At 61.2% G+C, this 20,986-nt stretch carries 18 protein-coding genes; 10 read left to right on the forward strand and 8 right to left on the reverse strand.

The annotated features are described in order from the left end of the window. Nucleotide 1: 1 nt before the first annotated feature. From AC3WMT_RS08240 to AC3WMT_RS08250, 3 genes are all read right to left on the reverse strand, one after another. Nucleotides 2-1,282 carry a serine/threonine transporter gene (locus AC3WMT_RS08240; RefSeq protein WP_103303344.1) on the reverse strand — a complete coding sequence of 427 codons (1,281 nt, stop codon included), beginning with the start codon at nucleotides 1,280-1,282 and terminating at the stop codon, nucleotides 2-4. A gap of 253 nt (nucleotides 1,283-1,535) precedes the next feature. After that, nucleotides 1,536-1,706, reverse strand: coding sequence for a hypothetical protein (locus AC3WMT_RS08245; protein WP_177431378.1), 171 nt, complete (start codon nucleotides 1,704-1,706; stop codon nucleotides 1,536-1,538). Between the two features lie 47 nt (nucleotides 1,707-1,753). Continuing rightward, the gene (locus tag AC3WMT_RS08250; RefSeq protein WP_103303343.1) at nucleotides 1,754-1,948 is read right to left on the reverse strand and encodes a hypothetical protein; all 195 of its coding nucleotides are present in this window, start codon (nucleotides 1,946-1,948) and stop codon (nucleotides 1,754-1,756) included. Nucleotides 1,949-2,480: 532 nt separating this feature from the next. Between AC3WMT_RS08250 and AC3WMT_RS08255 the strand changes: the two genes are divergently transcribed. From AC3WMT_RS08255 to AC3WMT_RS08265, 3 genes are all read left to right on the forward strand, one after another. After that, entirely contained in the window at nucleotides 2,481-2,864 is a 384-nt protein-coding gene (locus AC3WMT_RS08255) for a tautomerase family protein (RefSeq protein WP_103303342.1), read from the forward strand. A 207-nt stretch (nucleotides 2,865-3,071) separates the two neighbouring features. Then, the gene (locus AC3WMT_RS08260) at nucleotides 3,072-3,596 is read left to right on the forward strand and encodes a cysteine hydrolase family protein (protein ID WP_103303341.1); all 525 of its coding nucleotides are present in this window, start codon (nucleotides 3,072-3,074) and stop codon (nucleotides 3,594-3,596) included. 140 nt (nucleotides 3,597-3,736) lie between these two features. Further along, entirely contained in the window at nucleotides 3,737-4,705 is a 969-nt protein-coding gene (locus AC3WMT_RS08265; RefSeq protein WP_103303340.1) for a 2-hydroxyacid dehydrogenase, read from the forward strand. Here AC3WMT_RS08265 and tssA read toward each other — a convergent pair. Genes tssA through AC3WMT_RS08290 form a run of 5 tightly spaced genes read right to left on the reverse strand, consistent with a single transcriptional unit; the run spans nucleotide 4,702 to nucleotide 12,209 of the window. Further along, nucleotides 4,702-5,784 (reverse strand): type VI secretion system protein TssA, encoded by a 1,083-nt coding sequence (gene tssA, locus AC3WMT_RS08270; RefSeq protein WP_103303339.1) that lies wholly within the window; start codon nucleotides 5,782-5,784, stop codon nucleotides 4,702-4,704. The two genes, AC3WMT_RS08265 and tssA, sit on opposite strands and share 4 nt — an antisense overlap. Further along, entirely contained in the window at nucleotides 5,781-9,605 is a 3,825-nt protein-coding gene (locus AC3WMT_RS08275) for a type VI secretion system protein (RefSeq protein WP_103303338.1), read from the reverse strand. Before AC3WMT_RS08275 ends, tssA begins: the two co-directional genes overlap by 4 nt. Next, nucleotides 9,602-10,366, reverse strand: a complete 765-nt coding sequence (locus tag AC3WMT_RS08280) for a DotU/TssL family secretion system protein (RefSeq protein WP_103303337.1) — start codon at nucleotides 10,364-10,366, stop codon at nucleotides 9,602-9,604. The genes AC3WMT_RS08275 and AC3WMT_RS08280 overlap by 4 nt, the downstream gene beginning before the upstream one ends. An 18-nt stretch (nucleotides 10,367-10,384) precedes the next feature. Next, complete coding sequence (tssK, locus tag AC3WMT_RS08285) at nucleotides 10,385-11,716, reverse strand: type VI secretion system baseplate subunit TssK (RefSeq protein ID WP_103303336.1); 1,332 nt, start codon at nucleotides 11,714-11,716, stop codon at nucleotides 10,385-10,387. A gap of 46 nt (nucleotides 11,717-11,762) precedes the next feature. Further along, nucleotides 11,763-12,209, reverse strand: coding sequence for a type VI secretion protein (locus AC3WMT_RS08290; RefSeq protein ID WP_103303335.1), 447 nt, complete (start codon nucleotides 12,207-12,209; stop codon nucleotides 11,763-11,765). Nucleotides 12,210-12,436: 227 nt separating this feature from the next. Between AC3WMT_RS08290 and tssB the strand changes: the two genes are divergently transcribed. The 7 genes from tssB to tssH all read left to right on the forward strand — a co-directional run bounded on the left by tssB (nucleotide 12,437) and on the right by tssH (nucleotide 20,975). After that, nucleotides 12,437-12,979: a type VI secretion system contractile sheath small subunit gene (gene tssB / locus AC3WMT_RS08295; RefSeq protein ID WP_064117633.1), complete on the forward strand. Its 543-nt coding sequence runs from the start codon at nucleotides 12,437-12,439 to the stop codon at nucleotides 12,977-12,979. A gap of 30 nt (nucleotides 12,980-13,009) precedes the next feature. Continuing rightward, a complete protein-coding gene (gene tssC, locus AC3WMT_RS08300; RefSeq protein WP_103303334.1) occupies nucleotides 13,010-14,494 on the forward strand; it encodes a type VI secretion system contractile sheath large subunit in 1,485 nt (494 codons plus the stop codon). A gap of 219 nt (nucleotides 14,495-14,713) precedes the next feature. Next, nucleotides 14,714-15,208, forward strand: a complete 495-nt coding sequence (locus tag AC3WMT_RS08305; protein WP_103303333.1) for an Hcp family type VI secretion system effector — start codon at nucleotides 14,714-14,716, stop codon at nucleotides 15,206-15,208. Nucleotides 15,209-15,223: 15 nt separating this feature from the next. Beyond that, entirely contained in the window at nucleotides 15,224-15,667 is a 444-nt protein-coding gene (gene tssE / locus AC3WMT_RS08310; RefSeq protein WP_103303332.1) for a type VI secretion system baseplate subunit TssE, read from the forward strand. After that, complete coding sequence (gene tssF, locus AC3WMT_RS08315; protein ID WP_103303331.1) at nucleotides 15,651-17,444, forward strand: type VI secretion system baseplate subunit TssF; 1,794 nt, start codon at nucleotides 15,651-15,653, stop codon at nucleotides 17,442-17,444. Before tssE ends, tssF begins: the two co-directional genes overlap by 17 nt. Beyond that, nucleotides 17,408-18,433, forward strand: coding sequence for a type VI secretion system baseplate subunit TssG (gene tssG / locus AC3WMT_RS08320; RefSeq protein WP_103303330.1), 1,026 nt, complete (start codon nucleotides 17,408-17,410; stop codon nucleotides 18,431-18,433). Before tssF ends, tssG begins: the two co-directional genes overlap by 37 nt. 1 nt (nucleotide 18,434) lies before the next feature. Continuing rightward, a complete protein-coding gene (gene tssH / locus AC3WMT_RS08325) occupies nucleotides 18,435-20,975 on the forward strand; it encodes a type VI secretion system ATPase TssH (protein WP_103303329.1) in 2,541 nt (846 codons plus the stop codon). Nucleotides 20,976-20,986 lie beyond the last annotated feature (11 nt).

Here is a 20,986-nt window from a genome sequence, read left to right on the forward strand (position 1 = left end):
CTTACGCCGTCAGCGAATAAATCACCGCCGAAATTGCCACCAGACCTACTGCGGTCACGAACACGTTCGACGCCTTGCCGCGATAGCGCGCCATCGCTGGCACTTTACGAATCGCGTACATCGGCATCAGGAACAGGATCGCCGCGATCACCGGACCACCAACGGCCTCGATCATGCCCAGAATGCTCGGGTTCCAGGTTGCGACGATCCAGCAGATCACCAGCATGAACGCCGCCACAATGCGATCCAGAGCCTTTGCGCCCGGACGCTTGCCGCTTTTGATGATCAAGCCCTTCAGGCCTTCGCTGGCACCGATGTAGTGACCGAGGAACGACTTGGAGATCGCCACGAACGCAATCAACGGCGCCGCGAACTCAATAGTCGGATTGTTGAAGTGGTTGGCCAGGTACGACAGGATCGACAGGTTCTGCGCCTTGGCTTCAGCCAGTTGTTCCGGCGACAGGGTCAGCACGCAACTGAAGACGAAGAACAGCACCATCACCACCATCAACAGGTGGGCACGGCAGAGGATCTGCGAGCTGCGCTGGTCGGCGTTAACGCCGTAACGACGCTTCTGATCCACCGCAAACGCCGAGATGATTGGCGAGTGGTTGAACGAGAACACCATCACCGGAATCGCCAGCCACATCGTGTGCAGCAACGCCGATGGCGCCGGCACTTGCGAAGCGGTGGCGAGGATGCCGCCGTTCCAGTGCGGAATCAGGTACACGGCGAGGAACAACAGCGCAACGATGAACGGGTACACCATCAGGCTCATCGCCTTGACGATCGCCTGCTCGCCGCAACGCACCACGGCCAGCAGGCCGAGGATCAGCACCAACGACAGCCAGATGCGCGGTGGCGGCATGATATGCAATTGATGTTCGAGGAAACTGGCGACCGTGTTGGTCAGGCCGACGCTGTAGATCAGCAGGATCGGGAAGATCGCGAAGAAGTACAGCAAGGTGATCAGCGCACCGGCCTTGATGCCGAAATGCTCCTCGACCACGTCGGTGATGTCAGCGCCTTCGCGACCGGACAGCACAAAACGGGTCAGGCCACGGTGTGCGAAGAACGTCATAGGGAAGGCCAGCAGCGCGAGGATCACCAGCGGCCAAAAGCCACCCAGCCCTGCGTTGATCGGCAAAAACAGGGTACCGGCGCCGATGGCCGTCCCGAACAGTCCCAACATCCAGGTGGTGTCCTGGCGATTCCAGCTCGAAAGTTCAGCGGGTGCTGCTGCATCAAAGCGTTGGTCGACGCTTTTGGCCTGATCATTCATCCGGTCGGATCTCCGCATTCCGGTCACTTGCCACTCGGTCAGGACGCGTCGGAAAAAACCGACAGACATGCTCCGGCCGAAACAGGGGCGCGATTCTCCGCGATAAATGAGCAGAAGCAAAGACTTAGCTGAGGAATGGTTGTGCGGAGCAGATCAGTGGGGTGTCGTTTTTGGGAAAATGGCTGTCGGCATCAGATACGCTTCATGTCGTTTTCCGGCAAGCTCCAATGCCGAGCGGGATAAAAAATTTTGATCAGATTGATCGAGCCAGGATGAATCCCATTGACATGCAAAAGATTCCGAAAGCCAGCATGCCCCAGATTGGATACATATCGCCCTTGTTCTTGAGACGCACTTTTTCAGCCCATTCATCGTGCTCTCGGTCTGATCGCTCCATCATGGCCTTACGGTCAAATGTGTTCATGCTGATTCCTGTTTGAGTCATGGATCTGATTGTTGTGAGGCGCCTGCTCAAAATTTGAAAAAAACACCCGCTACTGCCGTGACAGCGGTCACCACTCCACCTAACACTGCAAGCGGATATAAGCTTGTCTCCCTCGTTAGCTTTTTTGCCTCCGCCAGAAGCTTTTGCCTTTCTGCCACAAGTTTCCGTGTTTCATTCATTAGCCTTTCGAGTTCCAGCTGTTCCCGATCGTTCTGAAGCATGCGCCTTCCTTGGCTGTGGGCAGTGGCTGCCGGGGCTACTTTGTACCCTCATGATTTCCTATTCATCCCGTGCCAGATAGCGGATGAATCCGGCGGTTTTGTAGGCAATATCCGGGAGTCAGGTAGGCCGACTCATACAACATCGCCATAGAGATTGCGGAGGGCTAATCGCCCCGGCGCAAGCCAGGCTTATTCCGTCGGCCCCCATTTGTCGAGCACTGATTCACCGCCAGCTCCGCCAGCCCCACGTGCTGTGCAATCACCAGCGCCGTTTCGCTTTTATCCGTCACAAAATCAACGAGTCTTCTGACAGATTGCAGGCAAGCAAGTGTGCTGTGTGAAGGCTGCCTGCCCTATCGCGGGCAAGCCCGCTCCCACAGGAATTTGGAATCTGGTCACGATAGTTTGAGCAGCGCGTGACCTGTGGGAGCTGGCTTGCCAGCGAAGGCGTCCGATCGAACACCCGAGTCTTCCAATCCGGCCCAAATGGTCTAGCGTGAATGAATCCCCTGCCTCCCCGGAGTTTCCATTCATGCCGCTCGTTCGCGTCGAACTCAAAAAACGCACCGATCCCACCTTCGCCAAGCGCGTCGGCGAGCAGATCTACGCTGCCATGCGCAGCACAATCAATGTGCCGGAGCACGATAACTTCCAGATCCTCAACGAACACGACGGCGAACATTTCATCTTCGACCCGCAATATCTGGGCATCCAGCGCAGCGACCAACTGGTGATCATCCAGATCACCCTCAACGAAGGTCGAACGCTGGAGCAGAAAAAAGCCCTGTACCAGACCATCGCACAAAGCCTGAACACGCAACTGGGCGTTCGCCTCGAAGACGTGTTCATCAATCTGGTGGAAGTGAAAAAGGAGAACTGGTCGTTTGGCAACGGCATCGCCCAATACGCCAGTTGACAGCCCGTGGACGCCGCCAGCATGATCAGCCCCATGAACCTTCGCACGCTGCAACTCACCCGCACCACCACGACCGCCACCGGCGGGTCGTGGTGTTTGTGCCTGGGGTAAGACCAGCGCAGCAAACCCAGGGCCCCGCCAGCAATGGACGGGGCCTTGTTGTTTCTCCCGTCCGTGCGGCTGCTTTTGTCACTCAAGGAGAAACACATGTCTGCAGCACTGTTGATCATCGATATGCAGGTCGGTCTGTTCCACGGCCCGGAAAAACCCCACGACGGCGAACGCATTCTCGCCAACATCCGGCAGTTGATTGCAAAGGCGCGCCAACACCACGTGCCCGTCTTCGCCGTACGACACACCGGCCTAGAAGGCTCGCCGATTGCTGCGGGCAGCCCCTTCTGGCAATTGTTGCCAACGCTTGAACTGGACGCAGAAGTCGATCACCTGTTCGACAAGTCCCGACCCAACGCCTTCCACGACACGGACCTTGCGCAGCAGCTCAGCCATGGAGACATCAAAGATCTGTACCTCGTTGGCATGAAGACTCAGTTCTGCATCGACAGCACCTGCCGCGCCGCTGCCGATCTGGGCTTCAAACCGCTGCTGGTGGCTGACGCCCACACCTGCATGGACACTCTGGCGTTGACCGCCAAAGCCATCATTGACCACCACAACGCAACCCTCGGCGGCGCGTTCGCCCGGTTGATCAACAGCGCCGACGTGACCTTCTGACGAAGCGCCCGCGCGCTCCCCGTTTCAGCTCCTACACTGGCTGGAACGGGGCAGCGCTCGGCCATTGCCAAACCGCTCTGGAATCAGCACTCTGCAACGACTTTCGCGACCGAACCGCCGACGATCAAAGGAGCCGCGCAATGCCCGCAACCGTTCTGGTACTGGTTGAAACCATCAATGATTACTTGCCGATTCTCGAGCATCAGGGCTTTCACCTGATCCTCGCCCCCACCCCTGCCGAACGTGCGCAAGCCATCGCCACCCACGGCCCGCGCATCGACGCGGTGCTGACCCGGGGCCCGCTGGGCCTGACCTCCGACGAAATCGCCGCCCTGCCCGCGCTGAAAATCATCACGGTGATCGGCGCCGGTTACGAGCAGGTCGATCTGCAAGCCGCCAGTGATCGCGGGATCACCGTGACCAACGGCGCCGGGGTCAACGCCTCGTCGGTGGCTGACCATGCGATGGCCATGCTGCTGGCGCTGGTGCGTGATATTCCGCGCTGTGACGCCGCCGTGCGCCGTGGCGAATGGCCGAAAATCATGCGTCCGTCACTCGCCGGCAAGCGCCTGGGTATTCTCGGCCTCGGTGCGGTGGGCCTGGCGATTGCCAAGCGCGCCAACCTCGGTTTCGATATGGACATCAGCTATCACAGCCGTCAGGTGCGCAGTGAGGTGTCTTACGCGTTCTGCTCGACGCCGACCGAACTGGCGCGGGCGTCGGACTTTCTCATCGTCGCCACGCCGGGCGGGATCGGCACGCAGCATCTGGTGACGCGTGCAGTGCTCGATGCGCTGGGTCCGAAAGGGTTCATCGTCAATATCGCCCGGGCCAGTGTGATCGCCACGGCGGACTTGATCACCGCACTCGAACAACGGCGCATTGCCGGCGCGGCGCTGGATGTCTTCGATCATGAGCCGCAAGTGCCGGACGCGCTGAAAACCTTGGCCAACGTGCTGCTCACGCCCCACGTCGCCGGCCTGTCACCGGAAGCCACCCAAGGCACCGTGGAACTGGTGGGAAAAAATCTCGTGGCGTTCTTTTCCGGGCAACCGGTGCTCACGCCGATTCAGTTGCCGCCGAGGGTCAACAACCAGCGCGTACACTAAAGCACCCCAAGCAACGTCCACAGGCGCCGCGATTCAGCGTCGGCGCTGATCAACTCGCCGAGCAATTCGCTCAGCGGCTTGTTGCCCCACTCGACTCCGCGCCGGATCAGATAGGGCACCGGACTGTGAGGTTCGGTGCGCGCGAGGTATTCGGCGATCAGCAGCAATTGCCGGTATGCCTCTTCGCGACTGGCCGGCTCACGAAAGGCCTGCGCGAGCGGCGCGGATTCGTCTGATTGCGCGACCACCACGGGCGCTTCGACCAACGGCGGTGGCGGCGCCGGTTGTTGTGGGTGCATGGCGATAAACTCCTGAACCAGGGTCAGCAGCGCTTCAATGGTGTCCTGCAAAGGGTGCAGCCCCGGGGCCTGATCGCCCAGATAGGCATCGCTCCAGCTATCGAGCCGTTGCAGGTGTTGCAGGCTCAGCAGCAGATTGCCCTGAGTACGCAGCCAGAACGCCAGCGGCGTGGCGCGGATCTGCTCGTTGAGTTTCTTCTGTTCGTTGCGCGCGGTTTCCGCCAGGGTCTTGGCGTTTTTGCTGTCGTTGGTCTGCACCTGGTGAACCTGCAAGCGCCGCCAGACTTCCAGGGTGTAAGCCTCAAAATCGCTGTTGCGGCTGCCGAACAGCGGCACCCGCGTGAGCAGCACTTCACTGTAGCGACGCACCAGCCATTCCAGCGGAATCACCCGCCACGATTGGTCGCCGTCTTCTGCCTGCGGATGCAGTTGCTCGGGAAAACGCTCACACAAACCGGCGATCAGCGCCAGGCTGCCGGGCAAGCCGTCCAGCGCTTGCAGATGCAGCCACGCCTCGCCGAGCCAGGCGCTGAGCATCAGGTCCTTGCTGCGTTCCAGCAATAGCGTGATGGCGAGTTTCTCGACGTCCGGCCAGTTCGCCCGCTTGAGTGTCGACTGCCAGACTCCGGTCGGCAGGCTGGCGTCGTCCTCGCGGCGCAGGTCGCGCAACTGGTCGAACTCACGTTCATAGCGCAAGTCGACGCCGCACGGCGCGTCCGCGCTGATCGGCGCGAGCAACTGATCAATCAGATCCGGCAACGTGGTCGATGGCAGGCTCACAGATTTTCCTTTTGGGCTTCAAGCGCAGCCGTGGTGCCGGTCACCTGAAACGGCGAGCGCGGCGCACGGGTCGGCAATGGTGCAATCGACAACGGTAGTTTCGAGCCCTGGCTCATCAGCGAGAGGCGCACGAACATCCGCGTGAAGTCACTGGTGACACTGTCGCTGGACGCCGTCACGGGCAAACGCAACGTCAGCGGAAACTCGGTGTAATCCATGCTCGGCTGGCGCTGTACCGAGAAATGCGCGCGCATCAGGCGCAACAGCGACCACGGCCCGCCGTACTCCCAACCGGCCTCCAGATCACGCACCACCAGGTTCGGTTGCAACGGGTCGTTGACCGGCCGCTCCTTGCCGTTACGCGCCCAGCGCAGGGTCAGGCGGATGGGCTGGCCGACCATCCAGCGCAGATTCGGTTGCTCGGCCGGGACCGGATAGTTGATCTGTTGACTGCCGGCGAGCAAGCCCCAGGCAATCACCTGATCGGCGCCCTTCTCATCATCGCGATCAGTGCGCCAGCGCACGTCCAGTTCGACGCCGAGGATGCCGCTCTTGTCGCGCACGAACAGCGGCGTCAGCCAAATGCTGGCCTGTTTCAAGCGATTGAGAAAATCTTCCGCCGCTAGGCGTTCCGGGGTCTGGCTGAGCACCAGTCCGGCTTGCGCCACAGGCAGTCGTTTATCGATGATTTCGAGGAAATGCTGAACCCGCGCCGGGTCGGCATCTTGCGCCTGCACGCCGTTGGCAAACGGAAAACGATCGGCCAGGTATTGATTGAAATAGTTGGCCAGTTCATTCCACGCCGCTGCCGCCTGTTGCTGTTGCAAGAACTGGCAGCGCTGCATCGCCGCCTGTTGCAGTTCCACCGCGCGCATCGCCAGCGTTCCGCGCCCGCCCACCAGATTGGCGGTTTGCAAGACCTGCACGCAGGACGCGGTGTCCATGTCGATGAAATCGCGGCTGACCAGTTGCTCGATCTGTGCCGGCGAACTGGCTGGGTTGGCATCCTTGTACTTGAGCAGTTCGTCATTGAGCGCGCTGAACTGCGTCACGCGCTCGTAATCCAGCGCCGACAGATTGCCTTGTTGGGTCATCAGCCACTGCAACGCCGACTGGCGTCGCTCGGTGATGCCGAGCATGGTGTTGAACTGCTGCTTGAGGCTCAGTTTCAAGTCCTGCACATCAGTGGCACCGTACAGTTGCAGGCCGAGGTTTTTCGAGCCGTCCCACTGGCTGATTTCAGTACGCCCCGCGAACAGCGGTTGCGCGGTGATTTCATCGAGGCCACTGACAACCTGCGCCATTGCCCGCCGGTTCAACGCACCTTGCAGACGCGCGGCCAGATCATTGCGATGCACCTCGACGAAGGCCTTTTGCAAGGCCATGGCCTGCTCGGCCTGAACATTGAACACCGCGTACGGATGAGTCTGATCGTTGTGATCCTTGAGGCTTAACCACATTGCCTGAGCGGCGGCGGCTTCAGCCGTTTGCAGCAATGCCTCGCGATAGGCCGGCGGGATGCGTGGCAACTCTTCGGCGACATAGCTTTTATAACCGGTGAAGTAATTCAGCGAGGTATTGAGATCATCGCCATCCACGGTCTGGCCTTGCAGGTTGACGTTGTTTTGATTGGCGCGCATGGCCACCGACACAAAGTCGCGTTTGAACAGCGCCTGCACGGCGTTGTTGAGCTTGACCACGTGTTCCTGCAACGCCAGTTGCCCGCTGCCTTGCTGGATCAACAGATTGCCGCGTGAACCAACCTGGGCGATCCACTGATCACGGAAACTCTGCTGCAACTTGCCAGCCTGCTGATCGAGTTGCTGCTCAACGACCGGACCGAGCAAGGTGCTTTTGCGCACCTTGTCGAGGAACTCACGATAACCCGGCACCAGTTCCTGGCCCTTGCCGCGACTCCACGTCGAGTTGGTCAGGGCAACCGCCGCTTGCAGGTCATCGATCAACGCACGCAAGTCTTCCAGCTCATTGAGGCTGTTGCCGCTGCCAGCCTCGAGTCGTTCCAGATGCAATTTGAGGTAGCCGGCCTTGCTGACGAAGTTCTCGGCAAGAAAATACTGATCAAGCCAGCGCTGCATCAGCCCGTTGAAGTTACTGGTGACCAACGGGCGCTCGACGCTCAGATCCAGCGCTTGCACATCACCGCCATCCCCCGCCGCCAGCAAACGGTTGTAGTACGCGGAATGCGGCACGGTCGCCGCATTGAGATTCAGTGACAGCGCGCTATTGCTCAGTTGCACGAGATCGTCCAGCGGCGCCCGCTGACTGTTCTGCACCTCGGCAAACAATTGATTCTGCTGCTCCAGACGCAACGCCCGATCTACCAGATCCGTAGCCTTTTGATAATTCTGCCACTGCGCCGGGTCCTCACTTTCCACACTGGTGCGCCGATCGGTACTGCGGATCGCCTTGATTTTCGTAAGCTCGGCGACCAGCAATTGGTGCAACGGCTGGACCATCTGGCGCTGAGCAGACTTGAAGAGTGCCCGTTCGATTTTCACATCCACCGAGGAAAACCATGAGGTCGGAAACGCCAGCGAAATGTAGTGCCAGTGCGGGGCGCGCTCCAGCACCCGCCAGAAACTCTGCACATTGCGCCGAGTCGGCTCGACCCGATGCGCGTCATCGGTGACCGCCACGTAGCTCTTCTGCGCACTCTGCATCAGCCGCGCCAGTTCATGGGCATCCTTGACCGACTGATTCCACACCCACAGCATCGCCACCGCCCAGACCACGCCCACTACCAGTGCGACCCCAGCGGTGATCCGCTGCCAGCGCTGACGCAAACGCAGCAGGCGCGGCACACCTTGGGCCAGACCGCGCTCGCCGACCAGCCGCTGGCGCCACAACTGGCGCACGAACACGCTTTGTTGCAAGCCGCTGTCGTCGGCGGAAAAACCATCTCTGGCATCTTTCGACGCCTGACTGGCAGTGAAATACACGCCGCGAAAACACGGCGCTTCGCCCTGTGCATTACCCTGAAACACCGGCTCCAGCACGCTCTGCAAACCACGGCGCAGGGTTTCCAGACGCTCCGGCAGCGCATACAGATCCGCGCTCAAATGGCCGGACAAGGTGCCGACCTCGATCACCGCTTCGGCCACGGCGCGGTGGATTCGATCCTGCGCCTGATCGCTCCACTGCCCTTGCCACACGGCGTCACGCGCGTAGGGCGACGACCAGCCCAAAGTGCGTTCGCGGGCCTCGTCGGGTAAGGCACTGATCAGTTCCTGAAATCCCGGCAACTCTTCCAGGCCGGTGATGATCACGTACACCGGCACGCTCAAACCGAAGCGTTGCAGCAGATCGATAAAGCGCCGGCGCGCCGCCAGACCGAGGCTGGCGGCTTGTTCGAGATTGCTCAGGCGACTCACCGGCACTGTCCAGATCACCCCGTCCAGCGGCCGTTTACTGCGCAAACGCAAGATCAGACCGAGCAGCCGCCACCAGCCGCCGCGCTGCAAATGCATGCCGTCGTCCGGCAGGAACAACGCCTGCGGCACCACCAGCACCGCGCCTTCGGGGTCCGACCACCAGCGGCCGAACCACGCCGGTTTGTCGGTCGGCTGCAAACGCCATTCGCTGACCAGTTGCGTGCCCTGGGTTTCGTCGCCGAGCATCAATAGCCACGGCATCTGATAGCGGTCGCGACTGCCCTGCTCCTGCTCCATGTGCCGCACCGAGGCATAAAAACTGCGGATCGCCGCGCCGCTCTGGGTGCGCAGCCACCACACTGCCACGGCGATGATGACCAGCAACAACAGTAACGCGAAGACCCACGCGACAATCGTCAGGGTGCTCATGAGTCTTGCTCCGCGGGCGTCACCGAATCGGTCATTTGCAATACCGGTTCCAACTCAGAACGAATGTCACGCCAGAGAAACTGACCGAGCCCGGTCAACACCAGCACCATCGCCAGAATCCCCAACGCCAGACGAAAACCGTCCGGCAGCGCTGTACGTACCGGCAACTGCAACGGTGTGACCAGCGAGGGCTGCACCAGTCGCTGGCTGACACCTTCATAAGAGGCCTCGTCCTGCCAGGCAAAGTTGAACAGCGCCAACCGCCATTTCTCCAGTTGCGCCTGACTGTGCTCGCCGCGCAGACGCCCGTGGAAACCGAGAATCAGGCACTGCAAATACACGTTGGCGAGATCGCGGGCGGTCGGTTGCTGTTCATCGAGCAGGGTTTGAATCGCCGCCGGCACTTGCTCGCCGGCCTGCCGGCTGGAATACAGACGCGACTCCAGTGGTTTGTCCTGCCATGCCGCCTGCCCCGGCCATGGCGCAAACAACAGGGTTTCGTCGACCAGGGCGACGAAGGCATATACCAGTGCCTTGACCTGCTCGGTCGCCGAGTCGCCGACCCGCGAATACGCAGTGCGCCACAAGCGTTGCGAAGCCTGAGTGGACAACTCGACCACGGTCTCGACCAGCACCGCTTCGTCTTCGCTGTCCTTGGGCAATTGCACCCAGTCCTGTTGCCATTGCTGCCATGTCTGGCGGAACGCGCTGCTCAACGGTGCGTCTTGCAACCCCAGGCTTGCGGCACTTCCTTGCGACATACGGCGTTCCTTGTGTGATCAGGCACTTTCACTGTTCTGCGCGACAAACAGCACCACTTGCCACGGACTGCTGGTCAGCTTTGCAGCGGGGGCGGCGATCATCAGCGGCAGTTGCGCGTCGAACCAGGCGCCCTCGGCCGTGATCACAAACAGTCGCGTGTCTTCGCCGACGCTATAGGCCACCTGCTCGCTGCGGCTCATGGCCTGATGGGCCAGGCCGCTCATGCGCTGGCGACTGAGCAACGCAATGTGCGGTGCCGAGGCGATGATCGCGCCGCGCAACCAGTCGATCGCCGCTTGCTCGCTGGCACCATTGGGCATGCGCAGACCAACGACCAGACGCTGGCTCGGTTGCTCGTCCGGCAATTGAATGGAAAAGCTCTGTTCACCGCGCTCGAACGGCAGGCTGCGATAGCCGGCGCGGATCAGTTCGAGGGTGGTTTCCAGCCATTGCAGCACGGCGTCGTAACCGCGCTGCAGCTCAAGAAAATCCAGTGGTGCGAACGCCGGGACGCCGGCCAACGGATCGAGCGCCGACCATGCGCCGGCGAGGCCAAGCAAATGCACATACAAGGTTTGCGGGTGCGCGATGCGACTGTTCAGCGTGCCTTCGACTTCCGGCAGCCGCGCCCACAACGCGGTCAACTGGCGGCGGATTTCCAAGGCATCGTCCTGGTTGCCAGCCTGTTGCGCCTGCCGCAAACGGCCACCGAGAAACAGACATTTTTCCCGCGCCCGTGCACAGAGCCCGGCGATGCGGCGTCCGAGCACAGATTCCGGCAACAGGACCGGCGCTGGCGGCGTGTATGCCAACGGCAGAAAGCCGCCGCCCTCCTTGCGGATTTTCAGCAGCGGCAGGCAGATTGAATCGGCTTTGTTCAGTTGCGTACACAGGCGTGGATTGGGTCGCCACACGGTGATCGATTCGGGGAATTCACCGCTGGTGAGATCCGGCAACGCCTCGCCGACCACCGACTGCAAGCGGCCCTTGAGCGGCAGCAATTGCCCGGCACGCCACATCGGGCTGATCGCCAGATACACGGTGACAGTGGCATCGTCGGTGGCGTTGATTGCGGCACTGACATCCAGTTCCAGCGTCGGCCCGACACCCGCCTGCAAATCCACCGGCAAACCGTCGGGCATCGTCCCTTGCAGCGACAACATTCGCACCACGCCGGCGCTCAGCGCCGACGGGTCGAACTCCATGTGGCTGACGCCCCAGAACCATGGATTACACGCCTGCGCCAGATGCGCACCGAGCGCTTCGGCTCGCAGCCCTTGCAACTGAAAATGCTGCGGCAGCAATTGCATGCCTTCGTGCCAGCAAACCGCGTCAGGTAGCAGACTCATACGACTCCTTTCGACCCTGCCGCCAGCCGGCGGCGAGCGGTGTGTTTCAGTTTTTCTGGCTGACCAGACTCATTTCACGACTGTCGAATTTGAGCCAGGCCTCACTCTGATCATCGAGGCGCAATCGGTGCGCTCCGGGAGTGTTATAGCTGGCGAAGACTAAAAGTCCAGAGGCCTTCTTGCCCCCCAGCGGGAAGGGTTGGCGGTCGATGAATTGCCCCGGCACCAGCTCCAGTCCCCATACGCTCATCAACTGACGATAGTCGCGCTGGTACTGCTCGCGCTCGGCAAACCACTGACTGGCGCTGATGCCGGACAACTGCTTGAGCAGATCGGGGTCGTTGACCGCAATGAAATCCACGGCAATCGGTGTGTCGTCATTGGCCTTGGGCGCGACGTCGAGGGTCAGGCTGTCGAGGTCGACTTTCGGCCCGAAGAAAGAACAGCCCGCCAGCAGTGCCAACACCCACGTTAGAAAAAGTCGTCTACACAAAATGAATTTTCCTTTTCCCGAATCTGTCCAAAAATGTTTTTCCTTGCATTTTTATAGACCTGTTCTAGCGTCTTGGGTAGTTCGGTTCCTACAGCCGAATGAGGAAGGTTTGTCAAAGGAACGACAGGTCATCTGCCTCCCTTTCTAACCTACGGTCCAGCAAGGGAAAGCGATGAACGGGCCACCCCGATGCATTGCGCCCGCTCATCGCATCGGAGTCCGCCGTCATGGCAGAAAGTACTCAACACAAGCTCGACCGGGTGCGTCCGCCCCGAGTGCAAATCACCTACGACGTCGAAATCGGCAACGCCATCGAGAAAAAGGAATTGCCGCTGGTGGTCGGGATCCTCGCCGACCTCTCCGGTAAACCGCTCGAGCCATTGGCAAAACTGACTGAACGACGTTTCACCGAAATCGACCGCGACAACTTCAACGAGGTACTCGCCTCGATCGGCCCGCGCGCCACGCTGCAAGTCAACAACACCCTCAGCGGCGACGACAGCAAGCTCAATATCGAACTCAACTTCAAACACATCGACGACTTCGACCCGGTCAAGGTAGTGGAGCAAGTCACGCCGCTGCGCCGTTTGTTCGAGGCCCGCCAGCGTCTGCGCGATCTGCTGACCAAACTCGACGGCAACGATGACCTGGACAAGCTGCTGCGCGATGTCATCGCCAACACCGAAGGCCTGCAGGAAATCAAATCGGCCCGCCCGGACACCGCTACCCCGGCAGCTGATGCCGAGGCGCCGGCCGAACCGCAAGCCTGATCGTCCACTTAATCGAGGGGAGAACTCACCATGCCCGCCGCCGCCCAGAATCAAGCCAGCGAAAATGCTGCAGCCGAAACTTTATCCCTGCTCGACCGGATCATCGCCGAGGGCCGCATGGCCCACGATGACAGTCAGCAGGATTACGCCCGCGACATGCTCGCTGAGTTCGCCACCCAGGTTCTTGACGAAGGCATGGCCATCGACAAGGACACCGTGGCGATGATCAACGACCGCATCAGCCAGATCGACGAACTGATCAGCGCCCAGCTCAACGAGGTGTTGCATCACCCCGACCTGCAAAAACTCGAAGCCTCGTGGCGCGGCCTGCACATGCTGGTGCAGAACACCGAAACCAGTACCCGGCTGAAACTGCGCCTGCTCAACGTCACCCAGAAAGAGCTGCAGAACGACCTGGAAAAAGCCGTCGAATTCGACCAGAGCGCACTGTTCAAGAAAATCTACGAAGAGGAATACGGCACCTTCGGTGGCCACCCGTTCAGCTTGCTGGTCGGCGACTACACCTTCGGCCGGCATCCGCAGGACATCGGCCTGCTGGAAAAACTGTCGAACGTAGCCGCCGCAGCGCACGCGCCGTTCATTGCCGCCGCCAGCCCTCGCCTGTTCGACATGACCAGCTTCACCGAGCTGGCAGTACCGCGTGATCTGTCGAAAGTCTTCGAGAGCCAGGAGCTGATCAAGTGGCGCTCGTTCCGCGAAAGCGAAGATTCGCGCTATGTGTCTTTGGTGCTGCCGCACTTCCTTCTGCGCCTGCCTTATGGCCCTGACACTGCGCCGGTGGAAGGCATCAACTATGTCGAAGACGTCAACGGCACCGACCACAGTAAATACCTGTGGGGCAACGCCGCGTGGGCCTTGTCGCAACGCATCACCGAAGCCTTTGCCAAATATGGCTGGTGCGCGGCGATTCGTGGCGCTGAAGGCGGCGGCGCGGTCGAAGGTTTGCCGGCGCACACGTTCCGCACCAGCTCCGGCGACCTGTCGCTGAAATGCCCGACCGAAGTGGCGATCACCGACCGTCGCGAGAAGGAACTCAACGACCTCGGCTTCATCGCCCTGTGCCACAAGAAAAACAGCGACGTGGCGGTGTTCTTCGGCGGCCAGAGCACCAACAAGGCCAAGGTCTACAACACCAACGAGGCCAATGCCAACGCACGGATCTCGGCGATGTTGCCGTACGTGCTCGCGGCCTCGCGTTTCGCCCATTACCTGAAGGTGATCATGCGCGACAAGGTCGGCAGTTTCATGACCCGCGACAACGTGCAGACCTACCTCAACAACTGGATCGCCGACTACGTGCTGATCAACGACAACGCCCCGCAGGAAATCAAGGCGCAGTACCCGTTGCGGGAAGCGCGGGTGGATGTCACCGAAGTGGCCGGCAAGCCCGGTGCGTATCGGGCGACGGTGTTTCTGCGGCCGCACTTTCAGCTTGAGGAGTTGACGGCGTCGATTCGTCTGGTGGCGACGTTGCCGCCACCGGTTGCGGCCTGATCGCTGCAATTTTTGAGTGAATGCCTCCCTGTGGTGGGGGAGCCAGTCTCTCAAGACCATTGAAACACCTGTGGTGAGGGGATTTATCCCCGATGGGGCGCGCAGCGGCCCTTGATTTTTTGGGGCTGCTTCGCAACCCATCGGGGATAAATCCCCTCGCCACAGGTTCAGTGCTCAGCCCAATTTGCCTAACGTGATTTTCTTCAGGAGTTTCAAGCGATGGATGCAATCATTCTCGACCTCGGCGGCGACATCAAAGGCGACAGCCTGCTCGAGGGTTATACGGACAAGATCGAAGTCATGTCCTACAGCCACAACGTCGCGATGCAGGTGACCAACGACGTCAGCAACTCGGAGCGCACTTCCGGCAAACCGCATATCGGCGAATTCACCCTGACCAAATTTGTCGACAGCTCCACCCCCACGCTTAACAGCTATTGCTGCGCGGGCAAACCGATCCCTGAAGCCAAAATCACCATTGGCCGCAACGCCGCTGAAGGCAGCGGGCAACTGATGCCCTTCATCATCTACACCCTCAACAACGTGGTGCTGTCCAACGTCAGCGTCAGCGGTGGTACGGGCGGCAAACCGGTGGAAACCCTGTCGCTGAACTTCACCAAGATCAAATGGGAACTCACCGCGCAAAAGGACGACGGCACCAAGGAAGGCACGGCGGGCACCGTGTGGGACCTGGCGGCGAACAAGGCCGGCTGACCGGGCGCATAAGCCATGGCCGGCACCGGGATTCTCCCGCCACTGTTCGAACGCCTTGCCTGGAGCGAGGACGATGCCGTGCAGGCGTTCGACCAGCAGGATCTGCTCGACTCGGTGCTTGCCGAGTTGGCGCGCCTGTTCAACACCCGCCGTGGCTCGCGCACCTTCACCACACCACCCAGCGTGATCGATTACGGCATCGCCGACTGGAGCGCCCTGCAACAGCAGCGCAGCGATGACCGCCGGCGACTGGCGCGAGACATCCGCGAAGCAATCACCCATTTCGAACCTCGCCTGTTGTTAGGCGAGGTTGAGGTCAATCCCCTGCCCGACCACCCGCAACGGTTGAGCATTCGCTTGTTGGGCGAACTGCGCAGCGGCTTGCAGCATTGGCCAGTGGCGTTCGTCATCGAACCCGGCGGCGAAGGGCTGGAGGTACGTCATGAGCGACTCGATTGACCCGCAACTGCTCGATTACTACCAACGTGAGCTGACGTGGCTCAGGCATGCCGGGAGTCAGTTCGCCGAGCGTTATCCGAAAGTCGCCCGACGCCTGGAACTGTCACCCGGCGAATGTCCCGACCCGCATGTCGAACGTTTGCTGGAAGGTTTTGCGCTGCTGGCCGCGCGTCTGCAACGGCGACTGGATGACGACTACGCCGAGTTCAGCGATGCGCTGCTCGAACAGCTTTATCCCTTGGCCATGCGCCCGTTGCCGTCGTGCGCCATCGTCCATTTCGAGCCGGACCCGAGCAAAGGCAAGCTCGACGGCGGCTATCCCCTGCCCCGCGACACTCCGTTGTTTGTCACCACCAGCAAAGGCGAAAGCATCCACTTTCGCACCAGTGCCGCCGTACGTTTGTGGCCGATCGAAGTGACCGAAGCCCTGTTGCTTGGCAGCGATGAAGCACAGGCACTGACCGCTGTCGCGCAGGCGCGTTCGGCGTTGCGCCTGAGTTTGCGTTGCCTGGGTGAGAGCCAATGGTCGGAACTGGCTATCGACCGGTTGCGCATTCATCTCGCGGCCTCGCCGGTGATCAACGCCAGCCTGTATGACTTGCTCGGTGCGCATGCGGTGCAGGTGCTGGCCGGGTCGCCGGGCAGCGTTCCCACGGTACTGAAGGGACTGCCTGACATCGTCGGTTTTGCCGACGACGAGGTCCTGCTGCCCGACGAAGACGGTGTACATCCCGGCATGCGCCTGCTCGCCGAGTACTTCGCATGCCCTGAGAAATTCCACTTCTTCGATCTGCCGCTGGGCGGTGCAGCCAGCGACAGTCAGACGTTGTATCTGTACATCGTTTTTGATCGCGCGCCGAGCAGTCGCCTGCATTTGCAGGCGAGCGATATCGTTCTCGGCTGCGCGCCCGTCATCAATCTGTTCCCGCGTACGTCCGAACCGCTGCGCCCTGACGGCACCCGCAGCGAGTACCGTTTGATCGCTGACAGCCACCGCGAAAACAGCGTCGAGATTCACAGCATTCGCGGCATGCGCGCCAGTTCCGGCGCCGGCGTGCAACGGCTGCCGGCCTATTACGGCAGCCAGCACAGCGGCGGTGATCAACAGCGTTACTGGCATGCCCGACGGGTCAGCGGCATGACCCCGAACCGGCTCGGCAGCGATCTGTTGGTGAACATGGTCGACACCCGTTTCGAGCCACAGACCGATCTGCCCGATTACAGCCTGACCGCTGAGTTGCTGTGCACCAATCGTCACCTGGCGCAAAGTCTGCCCGCCGGTACGCCGCTAGGGTTTGAGCGTCCCGGCCCGGTGGCTTGGGCACGTCTGCGCAATCCACCGAGCCCACAAAGTTTGCCGCGCCTGGACGGTGATTCGCGCTGGAGGCTGGTGTCGCAACTGACCCTCAATCATCTATCGCTGGTCGAAGGCCCGCAGGCGCTCGATGCACTGAAAGAGATTCTGCATCTGCACAACCTGCGCGATGAAGCCAGCGCTTTACGCCAGATAGACGGCTTGCTGAGCATCAGTTGCGAACGGGTAATCGGCCATGTCGGCGTCGATGCCTGGCGCGGTTGGCGCAATGGGCTGGAGGTGCAACTGCAGCTTGATCCGCAGCACTTTGTCGGCAGCAGCGCGGTGCTGTTTTCGGCGGTGCTGGCGCAATTCTTTTCGGTGTACGCCACGGCCAATCGCTTTGTGCGCACGGTATTGATGCAGGCCGACAAGGAGGTCAAGGCATGGCAACCGCAAGCCGGCATGCCCCTGTCGCTCTGACCCTGAGCCAGCGTCTGCGCCGCGATCCGCAGGCGTTCGAGTTGTTGCAGGCGTTGCTGTTGCTGGAGCGCGAACAACCGCAAGCCGAATCCCTCGGCAGCGGCACCTCGCCACAAGCGGAAGCGTTGAAACTGCGCGGGCCGCTGACGCCTGTGTTTCCGACCAGCCAGATTGAGAACCTGCAGGAAGCGCCGGGCGAACCACTGACCCTCGACACGCCGATCTTCGGTCTGGGCGGTCCCGACGGCCCGCTGCCCTACGCCTATCAGGAATGGCTGCAACAGCGCGCGCGAGCGAAGGATCATGCGCCGGCCGAGTTCCTCGATCTGTTCCAGCATCGACTGCTCAGCCTGCTTTACAAGGTGATGCGCAAGCACCGTATCGCCTTGGGTTTTGTCACGCCGGGCGCCTCGCCAGTGCAGGCGCAACTGCGCGCGCTAACCGGGTTGTTGCCCAAATCCTTGCAGGAACGCCAGGCGATTCCTGACTGCGCGGTGCTCGCGTGTACGGCGCTGTTTGCCGATGGCCGCCGCTCGCTGGCCGGGTTCGCAGCGATCGTGCGTGAGCAGTTTGAAGTGCCGGTCGAACTCAGTGCTTACGAAGGTGCCTGGCGCGAGATTCCCTTGGCCAGCCGCAGCCTGATGAAGGCTGGCGGGCGCAATCTGCAACTCGGACGCACGGCCGTTGCCGGCAAGCGCGTCTGGGATGAACACGCAGGTATTCGCCTGACACTCGGGCCACTGTCCTCGACGCAGGCCGGACGTTTTCTGCCGGACGGCGAAGCGCACCCGGCACTGGCGAGCCTTGCAGCGCTGTATTTCGGTCCGGATCTGGACGTCAAACTGGTGCTGCTGGTGCGCGGTGCCGGGCCAATGAAACTCGGCCGTCAGGCCCCCGCCCTGCTGAGCTGGAATGGCGGCCTGCAACGTCAGGCCAGCCTCGCTGTGCAACGCATCGAAACCCGTCTTCGTCAGCTGGAGATCACCTGAAATGGAACTGGCCAGCCTGATCGGACGCCTCAATCCGGACAACCGCCGTGCCCTCGAACGCGCCGCGCAACGCTGTTTGCAACGCGGGCATCACTTTGTCGAGATCGAGCACTTGTTGCTGGAACTGCTCGACATCGAGGGTGGCGATTTTGCCTTTTTGCTGCCGCGTTTCGGCCTGGAACGCGATGCGCTGACGGTGGAGATCAACAAGGCTCTGGATCTGTTCAAGGCAGGCAGTACGCGCACGCCGGCGCTGTCGTCGCACACGTTGGGCTTGCTCGAAGATGCGGTGGTGCAGGCCAGTGTGCTGGGGCTCGACAGTATCCGTTCCGGGCTGTTGTTGCTGGCGTTGATCGACCGTGACGAGCGCCGCAGTCTGTTGCTCAACAGCGCTTCGTCGTTGCTGCGAATTCCCAAAGAGGCCCTGCGCGCGAATCTGCTGGAGTGGACGGAAAACTCTCGCGAACACGTCGGTGCGCGAACCGCCACGTCTAAAGGTCCGGCACCGCGACAGGATTCGGTTCTCGACCAATACACCCAGGATCTGACTGCCGACGCCCATGCCGGGCGCATTGATCCGATCGTTGGCCGCGATGGCGAAATCCGTCAGTGCATCGATATCCTGCTTCGCCGCCGCCAGAACAACCCGATTCTGGTTGGCGCCCCTGGCGTCGGCAAAACCGCCGTGGTCGAAGGTCTGGCCCTGCGCATCGCCGCCGGCGACGTGCCGCCGTCGTTGCAGGAAGTCAGCTTGCGCGTGCTTGACCTCGGCTTGCTGCAGGCCGGTGCCGGGGTCAAAGGCGAGTTCGAACAGCGTTTGAAAGGCGTAATCGACGCAGTACGCAGCGCCGACAAACCGATCATCCTGTTCATCGACGAAGCCCACACCCTGATTGGCGCCGGTGGCGCCGAAGGTGGCAGCGATGCAGCCAACCTGCTCAAACCGGCGCTGGCCCGGGGCGAACTGCGCACCCTCGCCGCGACCACCTGGATGGAATACAAAAAATACTTCGAGAAAGATCCGGCCCTCGCCCGTCGTTTTCAACTGGTCCAGGTCGAAGAACCGGATGAAATCACCGCCGTGGAAATGCTGCGCGGGGTGGCTGCCAAACTCGAACAGCACCACGGCGTGCAAGTGCTCGACGCGGCGATCCATGAAGCGGTGAAGCTTTCGCACCGCTACATTTCCGGCCGCCAGTTGCCGGACAAAGCCATCAGCGTCCTCGACACCGCGTGCGCCCGGGTCGCCCTCGGCCAGCACGACGTACCGCCTCCGCTGGAAAGCCTGCGCCATCGGCAGAACAGCCTCAAGGATGAAGTCGAACGCCTGCGCCGTGAACAGGCCACAGGGCTTGATCACCGTGAGCGAATTACCCTGCTGGAAAGCGAATCGACCAGCAACGTGCAAGCGATTCGCGAATTGGAAACCCGTTGGGGTGAAGAGCGTGTCGCCGTGCGCGAGCTGCTCGAAACCCGTCGCGAGTTACTGGCGTTGAGCGAGCGCGCCGACAGTGATAAACCCGATGAAGCCACCGACAGTCGCATCGATCATCTCGCCGCCGAACTACTGCGCCTTGAGGCTGGACTGGATGCGATTCGCCAGGACGATCCGCTGGTGCCGGAACAGGTCGACAGCAAAACCGTCGCCGCTGTCATCGCAGGCTGGACCGGCATCCCCGTCGGCAAGATGCTCGCCGACGAAGCCCACGCCGTGCGCACCCTCGGCACACGCATGGGCCAGCGAGTGATGGGCCAGAGCACCGCGCTCAACACCATCGCTCAGCGCTTGCAGGCCTACCGCGCCGGGCTGACCGACCCGCAGAAGCCAGTCGGTGTATTTCTCTTGGTCGGCCCCACTGGCGTCGGCAAAACCGAAACCGCCTATGCCCTGGCCGACGCCTTGTATGGCGGCGAACGCAATCTGATCAGCATCAACCTTTCGGAATATCAGGAAGCCCACACCGTCAGCCAACTCAAAGGCGCGCCGCCCGGTTATGTCGGTTACGGCAGCGGTGGCGTACTGACCGAAGCCGTCCGCCGCAAGCCCTACTCGGTGGTGCTACTGGACGAAATCGAGAAGGCGCATCCGGATGTGCTGGAGGCGTTCTACAACGTCTTCGATAAAGGCTTGATGGAGGACGGCACCGGATTGGTGGTGGATTTCAAGAACACCGTGATGCTCGCCACCAGTAACGTCGGCGCGGAGCTTTTACTGGATACGCCCGTGGCGCAACTCGGCTCGGAAGCCTTCAACGAGGCCCTGCACAAAGTCCTCCTGCAAGCCTTCCGCCCAGCGTTTCTGGCGCGCATGACCGTGGTCGCGTATCGACCGCTGGATGAAGCGACGCTGGAAGGGATTGTGCTCGCCAAGTTGGAAAAACTGCGCGGCCGATACAAGGCTGCAACCGGCAAACAGTTCGAGTTTGATTCAGGAATCGTTAAAGCAGTGCTCGCCAAGTGCAGCGCGGCGGGTGCTCGGGATGTCGAGAATGTGTTGATGACGCAGGTGACGGGGAAGTTGGCGGAGTGGGTGCTGGAGTAACAGAAACGACA

The sequence above is a fragment of the Pseudomonas sp. FW305-7 genome (assembly GCF_058786735.1).